Origin of the sequence: Paraburkholderia sp. Clong3 (assembly GCF_050436485.1) — a bacterium.
Lineage (GTDB): Bacteria > Pseudomonadota > Gammaproteobacteria > Burkholderiales > Burkholderiaceae > Paraburkholderia > Paraburkholderia tuberum.
Genome location: NZ_JBNDMH010000003.1, coordinates 822350 through 837767 on the forward strand (window position 1 = coordinate 822350; position 15418 = coordinate 837767).

13 protein-coding genes are annotated in these 15418 nt (G+C 62.1%); 9 read left to right on the top strand and 4 right to left on the bottom strand.

Annotated elements, in window-relative coordinates:
• Window positions 1-10 precede the first annotated feature (10 nt).
• Window positions 11-1414 (bottom strand): L-lactate MFS transporter, encoded by a 1404-nt coding sequence (locus tag OKW30_RS27185; RefSeq protein ID WP_429348124.1) that lies wholly within the window; start codon window positions 1412-1414, stop codon window positions 11-13.
• Between the two features lie 414 nt (window positions 1415-1828).
• Window positions 1829-3148, bottom strand: a complete 1320-nt coding sequence (gene shiA / locus OKW30_RS27190; RefSeq protein WP_429348125.1) for a shikimate transporter — start codon at window positions 3146-3148, stop codon at window positions 1829-1831.
• Window positions 3149-3522: 374 nt separating this feature from the next.
• On the opposite strand from shiA, the gene OKW30_RS27195 reads away from it, so the two are divergent.
• The 6 genes from OKW30_RS27195 (at window position 3523) to OKW30_RS27220 (ending at window position 9655) form a co-directional block, all read left to right on the top strand.
• On the top strand, window positions 3523-3741 hold the full coding sequence (locus OKW30_RS27195) for a hypothetical protein (RefSeq protein WP_184010619.1): 219 nt from the start codon (window positions 3523-3525) through the stop codon (window positions 3739-3741).
• Window positions 3719-4438: a GntR family transcriptional regulator gene (locus OKW30_RS27200; RefSeq protein ID WP_013091210.1), complete on the top strand. Its 720-nt coding sequence runs from the start codon at window positions 3719-3721 to the stop codon at window positions 4436-4438. Before OKW30_RS27195 ends, OKW30_RS27200 begins: the two co-directional genes overlap by 23 nt.
• Window positions 4439-4894: 456 nt before the next feature.
• Window positions 4895-6658, top strand: a complete 1764-nt coding sequence (locus tag OKW30_RS27205) for a thiamine pyrophosphate-binding protein (protein ID WP_429292371.1) — start codon at window positions 4895-4897, stop codon at window positions 6656-6658.
• A gap of 24 nt (window positions 6659-6682) precedes the next feature.
• Complete coding sequence (frc, locus tag OKW30_RS27210) at window positions 6683-7930, top strand: formyl-CoA transferase (protein WP_184072562.1); 1248 nt, start codon at window positions 6683-6685, stop codon at window positions 7928-7930.
• A gap of 9 nt (window positions 7931-7939) precedes the next feature.
• Window positions 7940-8755 (top strand): fumarylacetoacetate hydrolase family protein, encoded by an 816-nt coding sequence (locus OKW30_RS27215; protein WP_429348126.1) that lies wholly within the window; start codon window positions 7940-7942, stop codon window positions 8753-8755.
• 54 nt (window positions 8756-8809) lie between these two features.
• Window positions 8810-9655, top strand: coding sequence for an NAD(P)(+) transhydrogenase (Re/Si-specific) subunit beta (locus OKW30_RS27220; RefSeq protein WP_429348127.1), 846 nt, complete (start codon window positions 8810-8812; stop codon window positions 9653-9655).
• A 90-nt stretch (window positions 9656-9745) separates the two neighbouring features.
• On the opposite strand, the gene OKW30_RS27225 is transcribed toward OKW30_RS27220, so the two are convergent.
• Together OKW30_RS27225 and OKW30_RS27230 are read right to left on the bottom strand one after the other, a co-directional pair.
• Window positions 9746-10066: a hypothetical protein gene (locus tag OKW30_RS27225; protein ID WP_429348128.1), complete on the bottom strand. Its 321-nt coding sequence runs from the start codon at window positions 10064-10066 to the stop codon at window positions 9746-9748.
• Between the two features lie 97 nt (window positions 10067-10163).
• Window positions 10164-11111, bottom strand: a complete 948-nt coding sequence (locus OKW30_RS27230) for a LysR family transcriptional regulator (protein ID WP_018424728.1) — start codon at window positions 11109-11111, stop codon at window positions 10164-10166.
• A gap of 368 nt (window positions 11112-11479) precedes the next feature.
• On the opposite strand from OKW30_RS27230, the gene oxlT reads away from it, so the two are divergent.
• From oxlT to OKW30_RS27245, 3 genes are all read left to right on the top strand, one after another.
• Window positions 11480-12832: an oxalate/formate MFS antiporter gene (gene oxlT, locus OKW30_RS27235; RefSeq protein ID WP_429348129.1), complete on the top strand. Its 1353-nt coding sequence runs from the start codon at window positions 11480-11482 to the stop codon at window positions 12830-12832.
• Between the two features lie 30 nt (window positions 12833-12862).
• On the top strand, window positions 12863-13846 hold the full coding sequence (locus OKW30_RS27240; protein WP_429348130.1) for a LysR family transcriptional regulator: 984 nt from the start codon (window positions 12863-12865) through the stop codon (window positions 13844-13846).
• Between the two features lie 92 nt (window positions 13847-13938).
• Window positions 13939-15390, top strand: a complete 1452-nt coding sequence (locus OKW30_RS27245; RefSeq protein ID WP_429348131.1) for an aldehyde dehydrogenase family protein — start codon at window positions 13939-13941, stop codon at window positions 15388-15390.
• The last annotated feature ends 28 nt before the right edge of the window (window positions 15391-15418 follow it).

Consider the following 15418-nt stretch of genomic DNA (forward strand, 5'->3'; position numbering starts at 1 on the left):
ACGGATCTCCTCACGCGCCCTTGGCGACTTGTGCATCGGTCATGTGGTGCTTCTCATCCACACGCTTGACCAGCAGGTTGCAGATAAAGCCGATCACGAGCAGCACGGCCATGATGTGCACGGTCATCGTGTACGCGTCTGCTTTGGCGACACCGTTCGCGACTTCATATGCGCGGATGTAATTGACGAGCACCGGACCCGCTACACCCGCCGCCGCCCACGCGGTCAGGAGCCGTCCATGAATGCCGCCGACGAACGCCGTACCGAACATGTCGGCGAGATAGGCCGGCACCGTCGCGAAGCCGCCGCCGTACATGGACAGGATGATGCAGTACGTCAGCACGAACAGCGCGATCTGTCCGTTCGCGGCAAAGCTGGGCACGAAGTAGTAGAGCACCGCGCCGAGCACGAAGAAGATGGCGTAGGTGTTCTTGCGACCGATCCAATCCGATGCCGACGACCACACGAAACGTCCACCCATGTTGAACAGCGACAGCAATCCGACGAAGCCGGCCGCAGCGGACGCCGTCACGGTGTTCTTGAAGCTCTCCTGGATCATCACCGAGGCCTGGCCGAGAACGCCGATCCCGGCCGTCACGTTCAGGAACAGCACGAACCAGATCAGATAGAACTGCGGTGTTTTAAACGCCTGATCGATATGCACGTGGTTGCGCGAGATCAGCCGGTGCTGCGTGACTTCGGACGGCGTCCAGCCGGCCGGCTTCCAGTCGGCGGGCGGCACGCGGATCGCGAGCGCGCCGATCGTCATCGAGATGAAGTAGACGATGCCGAGCACGACGAAGGTCTGCGCGACGCCCACGCTCGTTGCGCTATGAAAGTGGTTCATCAGCGCGACCGACAACGGCGCCGCGATCATCGCGCCGCCACCGAAGCCCATGATCGCCATGCCGGTCGCCATGCCGCGGCGGTCCGGGAACCAGCGGATCAGCGTCGACACCGGCGACACATAACCGAGCCCCAGCCCGATCCCGCCGATCACGCCGTAACCGAGATATAGCAGCACGATCTGATGCAGATAGACGCCGAGCGCGGACACCAGGAACCCGCCGCCGAAACAGCATGCTGCCGTGAACATGGTGCGGCGCGGACCGACGTGTTCGAGCCATTTGCCCGCGAATGCGGCCGACAAACCGAGGAACACGATCGCGAGCGAAAAGATCCAGCCGAGCGCGGTCAGCGACCAGTCATCGGGCGCGGACTGCGTGATGCCGATCACTTTGGTCAGCGGTCCGTTGAATACCGAGAACGCATAGGCCTGACCGATGCACAGATGCACGGCGAGCGCCGCGGGGGGCACCATCCAGCGCGAAAAGCCGGGCTGTGCGACGGTGGCCTGTTTGGAAAAAAATGGGGCTGAGCCTCGTTGGCCGCCCGGCTCGCTGATGCTACTCATAAGTGGGTCTCCTTACAGTTGTTCTGTTTATCGGCGCTTCGTGCATATACCTTGAGGCGGCGGAGTGTAACTTGCGCACGCCGTCGCGTCATCGCTATATGTACTTTTATTTCATATGACCTGGATCCACGTACCCAAAATCGTGTTTGGCTCGACAATAGGACGTGGTCGATGGCTTCGCAATATGAAGCGCGCGGACATAAGGTGTGAACCTGGTGAAACGCGGGTATTCTTCACGCGATCGTGCAAATCGTGGGACGCTCCGAGCGGGTTCCTTGGTATTTCCGACTAGAGCCATTATGCAAATTCGCCAATAAGCGAGCCGCGCACGACGCGCGGCACAAAAAGAAACGGGCCGGCGCGGCTTCTTCGCCGCGCCGGCCCGTCGTGTATCGAGAGCGAGTTCCGCCGGTGTCAGTCGATCTTGCGCCCGGTCTTCATGCGTGCTGCAACGAGTACCGAGATCAGACAGCCGATCGCCAGATACGCGGCCACCGGATGCCACGAGCCGCCCGCGAAGCTGACCAGCGCGACCGCGATGAACGGCGTGAATCCGCCGCCGACCACGCTCGCCACCTGATAGCCGACACCCGCGCCGCTATAGCGGTACTCGGTGCCGAACAGCTCGGTGAACATCGGCTGCTGGACGCTGACGACCATGTCGTGCGCGATGTTGGCAAGCATCACCGCGAACACGACAATCCATACTGTCGAACGCGCTTCGAGCGCGAGGAAGAACGGCACCGCGCTGAACACGCCGACCAGCGCGCCGATCATATAGATGCGACGGCGGCCGAAGCGATCCGCGAGCCAGGCGAAGCACGGAATCGTCACGCAGCTGAGCGCGCCGACGACGAAGCCGATCGTCAGGAAAAACTCGCGCGGCATGTGCAGGTTCGTGGTCGAGTAGCTCAGCGCGAACGCGGTCACGATGTACATCGTGAACAGCTCGGCGAGCCGCAGCGCGATGATCAGCAGGAAGGCTTTCGGATGGCGCAGCAGCGCTTCGACGATCGGCAGGCGCACACGGCGCTCGCCATGCTGGCCGACTTTCTCGACGAACTCCTGAGATTCCTCCATGCTCGAGCGGATCCACAGCGCGATCAGCACCAGTACGACGCTGAACAGAAACGGCAGACGCCAGCCCCAGTTGAGGAATGCGGCGTTGTCCATCGAGCGGCTGATCAGCGCGACGAGTCCCGTCGACAGCACGAGCCCGACGCCGTAGCCGACCTGCACGCCGCTACTGTAGAAGGCCTTCTTTTTCTCGGGCGCGCTTTCGACGGCCATCAACGCCGCGCCGCCCCATTCGCCGCCGACCGCAAAGCCCTGGATTGCGCGCAGCGTGACGAGCAGCACCGGCGCCAACCAGCCGATCGTCGAGAACCCCGGCAGCAGACCGATCGCGGCCGTCGACAGACCCATCATCATCACGGTGAGCACGAGCATGCGCTTGCGTCCGAGCCGGTCGCCGTAATGGCCGAACACGAAGCCGCCGAGCGGCCGGAACAGAAAGCCGACGCCGAAGGTCGCGAACGCGGCAAGCGTGCCCATCGCCGGGGCGACGTTCGGGAAGAACTCAGCGTTGAACACGAGCGCGGCGACGATGCCGTACAACAGGAAGTCGTACCAGTCGACCACGGCGCCGATAAAGCTGCCGAGCGCGGCCTTGCGAGCCTGACTGCGCGCATTGCGGTGAGTGGCCACTGTGGCCTGCGGGTGGGCGGTGCTCATCGAGTCTCCTTCAATGTGATATGTGCTTTAATCGATCGCGCCGCCCGGGCAAGGCTTTCGACGCGATCGATCCGCGCAGGGAATGTCCGGAAGGTTAATGACGCGACCCGGAATTCACAATCCGCGTGAGGGAGAAAATGCGCGATCATCGCTCGCGGCTGCGCGAATAGCGCGCGTTTTGCGTGTTTACACCAAGCGCCACGGAGAACCGTCGCGGGGAACGATGTGGGCGAACCCACGCAGCGCGCGGCGTGCTAACGTGAAAGTAATCTTAAAAACAACAGTCATTGATATACTACATACCGAATATTGAAAAATGCGGCGTTGCAGCATATGATTGAGGGATCAATCTTCTCAATCATCCGGAGTTACACGTGGAATTCGTGCCTCTTGCGCTGTTCGCCATGGCCGTCGTGGGGTTGGGCTGTGCCGCCACCGTTCTGCTGACCGACTGGATTCCCGAATCGGTCGCTGCACCTGCATCGCAACATGGCCGCTTCGTGGGTCTGGGCGAGCAGCGCGGCAAAACGGCGGCGCCGAATCGCGCGCGTGTTCAAGCAGAGGCGATGAATGTCGTCAGAACTTCCAACTGAAACAGTGGCCACCCCGTTGACCCTGTCGTTGCAGCCAATCGGCGCGAGTGCGAGCTTGCGCGATCAGGCCTATGCGATGCTGCGTCAGGCAATCGCCGACGCGGATATCTACCAGAATCGCGAAGAAATCCGTCTCGACGAGCGCGTGCTCAGCGAATCGCTCGGCGTGAGCCGCACGCCGGTGCGCGAAGCGATGACGCTGCTCGAGCAGGAAGGCTTCCTGCGCATGGTGCCGCGGCGTGGCATCTACATCGTGCGCAAGAGCAAACGCGAAATCGTCGAGATGATCCAGATGTGGGCCGCGCTCGAAAGCATGGCCGCGCGGCTCGCCACGCTGCATGCGACCGACGAGGAAATCGGCCGCTTGCGCCATATGTTCGACAATTTCCGCGACACGACGCCGGCCGAGCATATCGCCGAGTATTCGGACGCGAACATCGCGTTTCATCAGGCGATTGTCGAGCTGTCGAAGTCGCAGATCATTCTCGACACGATCAAGAACATCTTCATCCACGTGCGCGCGATCCGGCGCATGACCATCTCGCAGAGCGACCGGGCCGCGCGCTCTATCGTCGATCATCTGCGCATCATCGAGGCGCTCGAAAAGCGCGACACCGAACTCGCCGAGCGGCTCACGCGCCAGCATTCGCTCGATCTCGCGGCGTTCGTCGAAGCCAATTGCGATTTCCTCGATTGATGGCGGCCTAGACGCTGCCTGGCTGCTGATTGCGAAAAGCCCGCGTGTGCAAGCACCGCGGGCTTTTTTGCGTGCGCGCACTTCGAGCGATGCGCAGGTCGCGCGGCGGCGAACGGCAAACAAAACGAGGTCGCCGCCGCGCTGCGGGATAACCTTGCTTGACGGTCTTAAAAATATGGTATGTGATATATCAACAATGACCGGTGTGACGCACGGCCTGGTGTTTTCCCTTGAAATGACTGCCGCAGAGCCTTGTAGATTCGGCGCAAAGCTGCGGCTGGCAAGCTCGAGCAGCACAAACTTCGCGCCGTCTATGTCTCGAAATTGGCCTTGAAGGAATGTGATATATCACATACGGTATCTTCGAAGCCGTGAGACGTCGGTGCAACCGGACGTATATCGAAGCGGACGCGTCCGTCGATAACCGTTGCACATCCGATTGATGAGGAGATGACCATGTCTGCAGTTGTTTCATCCCTGAGTCCGGCCACGGCCACCACGACCGCCGACGACACGCTCAAGCAGAAGACCCGCGACGCGGGCGTCGTGTCGGGCGGCCATCTGGTCGCAAAGGCGCTGAAAAACGAGGGGGTCGACACGATCTTCACGCTGTGCGGCGGCCACATCATCGATATCTACGACGGCTGCGTCGACGAAGGCATCCGCATCATCGACGTGCGCCACGAGCAGGTCGCCGCACACGCGGCCGACGGCTACGCGCGCCAGACCGGCAAGCTCGGCTGCGTGGTGACGACCGCCGGCCCCGGCTGCACGAACGCGGTGACCGGCATCGCGACCGCGTTCCGCTCGGAAAGCCCGATCCTGCACATCGGCGGGCAGGGCGCGCTGACGCAGCACAAGATGGGCTCGCTGCAGGACCTGCCGCACGTCGACATCATGGCGCCGATCACGAAGTTCGCCGCGAGCGTGTCGAGCACCGAGCGCGTCGCGGACATGATCTCGATGGCCGCGCGCGAATGCTTCAACGGCGCGCCCGGTCCCGCCTACCTGGAAATTCCACGCGACGTGCTCGACCGCGAAGTCGACGTGTCGCGCGCGATCGTGCCGCGGCCGGGCCGCTATCGCGCGTCGACGAAATCGATCGGTGACCCGCGCGACATCGAGAAACTGGCGGACATTCTCGTCGATGCGGAACGCCCCGCGATCCTGTACGGCCAGCAGGTGTGGACCGCGCGCGGTCACGAGGAAGCGATCGCGCTGCTGCGCGGCATCGAGATTCCCGGCTATTTCAATGGCGCGAGCCGCGGGCTGCTGCCGCCGGGCGATCCGCATCATTTCGATCGCACGCGTTCGCAGGCGTTCGCGAATGCCGACGTGCTGATCGTGGTCGGCACGCCGTTCGATTTCCGCATGGGTTACGGCCGACGCATCAGCAAGGAATTGACGCTGGTGCAGATCGATATGGACTATCGAACCGTCGGCAAGAATCGCGATATCGATCTGGGGCTCGTCGGCGATCCGGGCGCGATCCTCGCCGCGGTGCTGCAGGCCGCGAGCGGTCGTATCAAGGACGACAAGCGTCAGGCGCGCCGCAAATGGATGGCGCAGTTGCGCGACGCCGAAGCGAGCGCAACCGAAAAACTGATGCCGCTGTTCCGCTCGAACAGCACGCCGATTCATCCGTATCGCGTCGCGTACGAACTCAACGAGTTCCTGTCCGACGACACCGTCTATATCGGCGACGGCGGCGACGTCGTGACGATCTCCGCGCAAGCGGTGCGCCCGCGCCGCCCCGGCCAGTGGATGGACCCCGGCGCGCTCGGCTCGCTCGGCGTCGGCACCGGCTTCGCGCTCGCGGCGAAGCTCGCGCACCCGCACAAGGAAGTGCTCTGCTATTACGGCGACGGCTCGTTCGGCATGACCGCGTTCGACATGGAAACCGCGAACCGCTTCGGCGCACCGTATCTCGCGGTGATCGGCAACAACTCGGCGATGAACCAGATCCGCTACGGCCAGCTTGCCAAATACGGCGAAGAACGCGGCAACGTCGGCAATCTGCTCGGCGACGTGCCGTTCAGCAAATTCGCCGAAATGCTCGGCGGCTATGGCGAGGAAGTGCGCGATCCCGCGCAGATCGCGAGCGCGCTACAGCGTGCGCGCGAAGCGATTCATCGCACCGGCCGCTCGGCGGTGGTCAACATCTGGGTCGACCCGCGCGAGTACGCACCGGGCACGAAGAACCAGACCATGTACAAATAACCCTCATCGTTCAGGAGATACGACATGGCCAAGGCACTCGACGGTGTGCGCATCCTCGATTTCACGCATGTGCAATCGGGGCCGACCTGCACGCAATTGCTAGCATGGTTCGGCGCGGACGTGATCAAGGTGGAACGGGCAGGCGCGGGCGACATCACGCGCGAGCAGCTGCGCGATATTCCCGACGTGGATAGCCTGTACTTCACGATGCTCAATCACAACAAGCGCTCGGTCACGATCGACACCAAGCATCCGGAAGGCAAGCAGGTGCTCGAAGCGCTGATCCAGAAATGCGACGTACTGGTCGAAAACTTCGCACCGGGCGCGCTCGACCGGATGGGCTTTACGTGGGAGCGGATTCAGGAATTGAATCCGCGCATGATCGTCGCCTCGGTGAAGGGCTTCGGTCCCGGTCCTTACGAGGACTGCAAAGTCTATGAAAACGTCGCGCAATGCGCGGGCGGCGCTGCGTCGACCACCGGCTTCGACGACGGGCCGCCGGTCGTGACCGGCGCGCAGATCGGCGACAGCGGCACGGGGCTGCATCTCGCGCTCGGCATCGTCACTGCGCTCTATCAACGCACGCATACCGGACGCGGCCAGCGCGTGCTCGCGGCCATGCAGGACGGCGTGCTCAATCTGTGCCGCGTCAAACTGCGAGACCAGCAGCGGCTCGATCGTACCGGCGTGATGAAGGAGTATCCGCAATATCCGAACGGCACGTTCGGCGAAGCGGTGCCGCGCGCGGGCAATGCGTCGGGCGGCGGCCAGCCGGGCTGGATTCTGAAATGCAAAGGGTGGGAGACCGACCCCAACGCCTATATCTACTTCATCACGCAGGCGCCCGTGTGGGCGAAGATCTGCAACGTGATCGGCAAGGAGGAGTGGGCCACGGACCCCGACTACGCGACGGCGCCCGCGCGCCTGCCGCGCTTGAAGGAGATCTTCGCCGAAATCGAACGCTGGACGATGACGAAGACCAAGTTCGAGGCGATGCAGATCCTGAACGAATACGACATTCCGTGCGGCCCGATCCTGTCGATGAAGGAAATTGCCGAGGAGCCGTCGCTGCGCAAAACCGGCACGATCGTCGAAGTCGATCATCCGAAGCGCGGCAAGTATCTGACAGTGGGCAATCCCATCAAGCTGTCCGACAGCCCGACCGACGTCGAACGCTCGCCGCTGCTTGGCGAACATACCGATGAAGTGATGGCCGAGCTCGGTTATTCGGCCGAGCAGATCACGGCGCTGCGCACGGCGGGCGCAATCTAGGAGCGAGGCATGCAGACGTGGATGCGGTTCATGTCGGGCGACAGCGGCATCGTGTTCGGCCGTGTCGAAGGCGCCTATCTGCACGAGTACGAAAGTCTCGCGCAGCCGGTGCCGACCGGCGCAGTACTGTCGCTGCGCGCATTGACGCCGTTGGCGCCGTGCTCGCCCGGCAAGATCGTCGCGCTGTGGAATAACTATCACGCGCTCGCGGCGAAGCTCGACAAACCCGTGCCCACGCATCCGCTGTTTCTGCTGAAGCCGGCGGCGTCGGTGATCGGCGCGGGCGAGCCGATCCGCCGGCCGCGTCACTACGCGGGCAAGATCGTCTACGAAGGCGAACTCGGCATCGTGATCGGCCAGCGTTGCCGCGACGTGGATGCGCAGCAGGCGGAGGCGGCGATCTTCGGCTACACGCTCGTCAACGACGTCACCGCCGCCGATCTGCTTAACGAGAATCCGCATTTTCCGCAGTGGTGTCGCGCGAAGAGCTTCGATACCTTCTGTTGCCTGGGTCCGGCCATCGTCTCCGGTTTCGACTGGCGGGCGGCGCGCCTCCTGACCACGCTCGACGGCGCCGAGCGTCAGAACTATCCGCTCGCCGATATGGTCTTTTCGCCGGCCGAGCAGGTGAGTCTGATATCGCAGGATCTGACGCTCGAACCCGGCGACGTGATTGCGTGCGGCACCTCGGTGGGCGTGGGGTCGATCAAGGACGGCGCAACGGTCTCGATCACGATCGATGGGATAGGCACGCTGACCAATACCTTGAGCGCGGCGCAGCGCGACGAGCCACGGCGATCGGGCGATACCGCGAACGTCAATTGACGAGGGCCGGACCTCGCGGCTCTTGCCTTTTCATCGCATCACGGAGGATCACGCATGCCGCAAGCCTGTGGAAGTGCCGTGTGGATGGACCTGTTGCTGCTGCTCGCCGTGACTGTCATCGCTGCGTTGGTTGCGGTGCTGATGGTGGCGTTGGCCGCGCTCTCGCGACGACAGTTCGGCCGACGTTCGGCGCAGCGGCATTCATGCGTGCGCGAACGCGATCTGACACGCAGGCCCCGGATGCTTGCATTGCTTGGCAGCGGGATCGGTTTGGCGGTCGCGTCGACAGGCTTTACGTGCTACCTGTTGGCAGCGGCGCGCGAGAACAGCGAACGCATCGAACTGTTTGCAGCCGTGTTGATCGGCGCGCTGCTCTTTGCGATCTCGGCGATTGCGTTCTGCAAGCTGCGCGGCGCATTGCAACTCGAGGCGGTCGCGCGGCCGGGACATCACGTCGTCAATCTGTTTGCGCTGTTTTTATGCGGATGGCTCGGTTACGGCTTCGTCACTGAACAGGCACAGCCATTCGGACTCGCGGCATTGCTCGCGACGGGCGCGCTGGCGTTGGCAATGGGCGTGCATCTGATGCTGAGCCGCGAGTACTCGGCCGATCCCGCTCACGCGGCGAATCGCGTCAGTTGCGCAGCGCGCATGTATGCCTTCGCCGCGCGCAGCGATGGCCTGGCGATCGGCAAGCCGGGCCTGCTCGCGAACATCGAGTGGCATGGCGGGGAAGAGCAGACGTGGGCGCTTCGCGATGTCACGCCGGCGATGATGCGCGTGAGCGCCTGTGCAGATAGTCGGGATGGGCGTGATGGCAGACGCGGCAACGGCCGCCAGCGCGACTGTGCACGCCAATGCGTGCACGAGCGGCCGGTTCATTTCACTACACGTCGCTGATCAATGATGCATGCGCCGCCAGGAGACCTGATTGCCAATAGCGAAGACGGCGGGACGATGATCCCGCCGCCCGAGTCTTTTTCGATGCTTCTAGTCGCCCACGGCCGCGGCGAATTCGCTGTAGTACTGCGTCTTCCTATGCAGAATCAGTTGCGCGAGAAAGTCGGCATCGTACGCCCGATGCAGGTGGCCGTGATAGCGCTCGATATAAGCGGTGATTCGCGCCAGCTCGCCATTGAACTCTTTCAGCATGTCGAGCGTCGCACGGTCCCAGCGAAACCGCAGCCCAAGATCGCTGAACGCGGCATTGTAGGCGCTCAGATGCGCATCGTCGGGTTGGTCTTCGTGATCCGCCGCCGCTGTGCGAGCGTTGCGTGTACTGATACGGGATTCAACCGGAGCGTGGTTCATGATCGGCCTCCTCGGCTCGCAAGTGAAAGAACTCGCTTGCAGCATAGAAGTCGCGATCGATTTGCAATAGTTAAAGTTTTAATTGGCTTTCCATAGCCTACGGCTTATGCACGCTCAGTTCCTTCACGCGGGTGATCTTTTCGATCAGATTGGCGCCTTCCTCCATCAGGAAGCGTTTGAAGGCGACGGCAACCGGTGGCAGACGCTTGTTCTTCCGATGCACGACATACCAATTGAGCATGACCGGAAAGGTTTCGACGTCGAGCACGACCAGATGACCCAGTTGCAATTCGAGGCTGATCGTATGGGCGGACAGAAACGCGATGCCCATGCCGGCGATGACCGCCTGCTTGATCGTCTCGGTGCTCTTGATCTCCATCGCAATCTTCAGATTGGACAGCCGGCCGGCAAAACCTTCTTCCATCGAATTCCACGTGTCCGAGCCGCGTTCGCGCACGATGAACGCTTCGTTCGCGAGTTGACTGAAGCGGATATTGCGCTTGTGCGCAAGCGGATGAGTGGGCGCCGCGACGATCACGTACGGGTGCGGCGCGAACGGTTCATTGGTCGCGTCGGTTTCGTGCGGCGGACGCACCATGACCGCGAGGTCGGTCTGATTGGTCGCCAGTTGATGAAGCAGTTCTTCGCGGTTGTGTACCGCGAGATTGAGATCCACACCCGAATAGCGACGCGTGAATTCGGCGAGAAGGCGCGGAAAGAAATAGTCGCCCGCGCTAATCACCGCAACATTCAGTTTGCCGCCGGAGACGCCCTTCAACTGGCTCATCGCTTCGTCGACTTCATGGAACTGCTGCATGATCGCGCGGCTGTAGTGGAGCATTTCCGTGCCGGCCGGCGTCAGATAGATCTTCTTGCCGAGTTGCTCGAACAGGGGCAGCCCCGCATGTTCCTCGAGTTGCCGGACCTGGGTGGAAACGGCCGGCTGAGTCAGATGCAATTCTTCCGCGGCGCGGGAAAAACTCAGGTGCCGCGCTACCGTTTCAAAGACCTTCAGTTGCCGCAGAGTTGCATTGCGCATCGTCATGGTCGATGTATAAGGAAACGTGAATCAACATAATAACAAACTTTAATTATGAGTAATTCAGCAATGACCCTAGCATGAAATCTATAACAAGCCGAATAGCCGCTGTAATACGCGGGTTAACGCATAGATATGTGGTGTGGCGGACTCAATAGCGGGGAATAAGCTGTAATGCTTACCGGGTGAAGCGTGGTTCTGGTCGGAATAAAGCAAGAATTATAGAAGACGAGTTCGGGGATCTGCGGAAACACAAAAGCGTCAATTGAGATTTTTCCCGAATAGCGGAGTTCTCGGGCCATAACGATAAGGCGGGACACATCCAGCGCGGCGCGTAAGCCGGCTGCACTAAATAAATAGTGGAGACAAGGCTCATGAACGATATCACCCAGCAAGCGACGACCCGTATGTCCTGGCGTAACCGATGGTGGCAACTCGTCATCGGCATGGTATGCATGGCGCTGGTGGCGAATCTGCAATATGCGTGGACGTTATTCGTGGCCCCTATGCATGCGCGGCATCACTGGAGCGAGGCGTCGATCCAGCTCGCGTTCTCGATCTTCATTCTGACCGAGACGTGGCTCGTGCCGTTCGAGGGTTGGCTCGTCGATCGATTCGGGCCGCGCCCGGTGGTGGCAGCCGGCGCGGTATGCGCGGGTTTGTCGTGGATTCTCAATTCGCATGCGACCACGCTCGGCATGTTGTATTTCGCGGCGGTGATTGGCGGGATAGGCGCGGGCGGTGTGTATGGAACATGCGTCGGCAATGCGCTCAAATGGTTTCCCGACCGGCGCGGTCTCGCCGCGGGTTTGACGGCAGCGGGCTTTGGCGCAGGCGCGGCGCTGACGGTGATTCCGATTGCGAACATGATTACGCGCCGCGGCTATGAAGAGACGTTCCTGTTCTTCGGCATCGTGCAAGGCGTCAGCATTCTGCTGCTCGCGATGCTCCTGACGCGGCCGATCTTGCGTCAGCCAGGGGTACGCAAGAGCCGCTTCGCGGTGTCGAAGGTCGATTTCACCTCGCGCCAGATGATCAGAACGCCAGTGTTCTGGGTGATCTACGCGTCGTTCGTCGCGGTCGCGGCGGGCGGCTTGATGGCGACCGCGCAGATCGGCCCGATCGCGAAAGACTGGGGCATAGCGCGCATTCCGATGACGGTCTTCGGCGCGACGTTGCCGCTGCTGACCCTCACGCTGTCGATCGACAATATCTTCAACGGCTTGACGCGTCCGCTGTCCGGCTTCATCTCCGACAAGATCGGCCGTGAAAACACGATGTTCGTGATCTTCATCGGCGAGGGGCTCGCGTTGCTCGGCATGATGCAGTTCGGCAGCAATCCGTATGCGTTCATGGTCTTTGCCGCGCTGATCTTCCTGTTCTGGGGCGAGATCTTCTCGATCTTCCCGGCGACTTGCGCCGATACGTTCGGCAGCAAGTACGCGGCCGCCAATGCCGGCACGTTGTACACCGCGAAGGGCACGGCCTCGTTGCTGGTGCCGATCGCGTCCATACTCGCGGCGACGGGCGGCTGGAGCCTTGTCTTCGTCTTTGCCGCCGTCATCACGATCGCAGCCGGCATTTCCGCGAAGTTCATCCTCGAGCCGATGCGCACGCGTTGGATCGAATCGCACAACGAACCACCTCAGGGCGCGCTGGCCGTCGCGGGTCATGGCAATGGCAATGCGTCGCGAATGAGTCACTGGCCCGAACAGTCTGGCGAATAACGTGAGCGTCGCGCGCCCGGAACCGATGCCATGAATGTTTCGCTGCAGCAGCTCAAGGTATTCGTCGCGGTCGCGCGCGAGCGCAGTTTCACGCGGGCGGCGCGCGAGTTCGATCTGACGCAGTCGGCCGTGAGCCGTTGCGTCCGTGAACTGGAAGACGCGGTCGAATTGAAGCTGTTCGATCGCACGACACGCCAGGTCGAACTGACGAATGCGGGTGCGAGTCTCGAGAGAAGAATTGGCCGGCTGCTCGACGAAATCGAGTTGACGCTGCTCGAAGAGCGCGCTGCTTATGACGGACACACGGGCGTCGTCTTATTCGCGAGTAATCCGGTGTTGTCATCGGGCTGGGTGCCGCAGGCTTTGGCGCAGTGCGCGTCGGTTTTTCCCGAGCTGGTCGTATCGGTCAAGGATCAGCCTCAAAGCAGCGTACTGGCCGGTGTCGAGCAGGGCGAGGTGGATTTCGGCGCGGTCTGTGTGACTGCACCTGTCGATAGTCCTCTACTGCACGCGCAGGTACTTTTCACTACGCCACTGCATGCGGTGCTTCCATCCGCGCATCCGCTAGCGCGGCAAGACAGCATCGGATGGCACGCGTTGCGCGAATGTCCGCTGATAACGCTGAATGCCGATACTGGCGTGCGCGCCGCGCTCGCACCGGTTCTCGCCGCGAACGGATCGAAGCGCCGGCCGTTGCAGGAACTCGGACACGTTGCGACGGTAGCGCGCATGGTCGAATTGGGACTGGGTGTCGGCGTATTGCCTGTCGATGCGCATTGGCCTTCGCCGGGCGCTTCGTTGGTGAGTCGTCCGCTGGTCCCCGAAACGGCATTGACGACGGTACTCGTGCACCGCAGAAATCGCTCGCTTCGTCCCAATGCGGCTGCTGCGTGGGCGCAGTTTGTCGCGTCGACGACTGATCATTCGCCGATCGCGAACGAAGCGCCTGCCGCAGCCGCGACGCAAAGCTTCAACTGGCGGTTTGTGCGGCAAAGCCTGTTGCCGGAACCTTAGACAGGGGTCGACCAAAAAGCTTGCGCGACGCGCGGCATTCGATCGATGCGCCGTCAGTCAACCACATAACGTCCTACTCAAGGAGCTTCATGATGGAAATCCAGACCGATCTCAGGCACCATGATCTGCTCATCGACGGCAAGCGCATGCCGCCGGGCAGCGGGGAATATTCCGTCGACATCAACCCCGCGACCGAAGAGCCGATCGCACTGGTGGCGCAAGGCAGCGCCGCCGACGTCGATGCCGCGGTGCGCGCCGCGCGCGGCGCATTGAAAGTATGGAATTCGATTCGGGCCGCCGAACGCGGGCGCATCCTGCAACGTCTCGCGGGCCTGATGCGAGAGAACATGGAAGAACTCGCCGCGCTCGAAAGTCTCGACGGCGGCAAGCCGATTGCCGCGGTGATGCGTCAGGACGTGCCCGCCGCGATCGATACCGTCGAATACTACGCAGGCTGGTGCGACAAGATCAACGGCCAGGTGGTGCCGACGCGTCCCGATGCATTGACCTATACGCTGCGCGAACCTGTCGGCGTGGTCGCCGCAATCGTGCCGTGGAATTTTCCGCTGATGATCGGCATGTGGAAGATCGCGCCCGCGCTCGCATGCGGTTGCACGCTGATCGTCAAGCCCGCCGAGATCACGCCGCTCACCGCGTTGCGCATCGGCGAGCTGGCGCTCGAAGCGGGCGTGCCGCCGGGCGTGCTCAACATCGTCACCGGCAAAGGCAGCGTGGTGGGCGACGCGATGGTCTCGCATCCCGGTATCGACAAGGTCACGTTCACCGGTTCGCCTTCGGTCGGACGAGGCATCCTGCAGGGCGCGGCGGGCAACTTCAAACGCGTGACGCTGGAACTCGGCGGCAAGTCGGCCAACGTGATTTTTGCCGACGCGAATCTCGACAATGCGGTGCGAGCCGCGGCGTCGGGCGTGTTCTTCAATACGGGGCAAGTGTGCTCCGCCGGGTCGCGGATACTCGCGCATCGCGACGTGTATGACGAAGTGGTCGAGCGTCTGGCCACGCGCGCGAAGTCGATCAAGGTCGGCGACCCGTCGCTGCGCGAAACGTCGATGGGACCGCTGATTTCGGCCGCGCAGATGAAGACCGTATTGAGCTATGTCGACACGGGACGCTCGGAAGGCGCATCGCTCGTGACGGGTGGCGCGCGCGTCGGCAATCGCGGATTTTTCGTCGAGCCAACCGTGTTCGCGAATGTCGAGCACGAAATGCGCATTTCGCAGGAAGAAATCTTCGGGCCCGTGGCGAGCGTGATCCGTTTCAACGACGAAGCGGACGCGATCCGAATCGCCAATGGCACGTCGTACAGTCTCGCGGCAGGCGTGTGGAGCGCTGACTTGAGCCGCGTGCATCGCGTGGCGCGCGACCTGAAGGCGGGCACGGTGTGGATCAACACCTACGGTTATACGGACGTGCGTTTGCCGTGGGGCGGTGCTGGCGATTCGGGCTTCGGTCGCGAGCATGGCGATGTCGCGATCGAGAACTTCACGGAACCGAAAGCGGTGTGGGTGGCGATCGATCAATAGCGGCAAATGCGAAAAAGGATCGGATGCA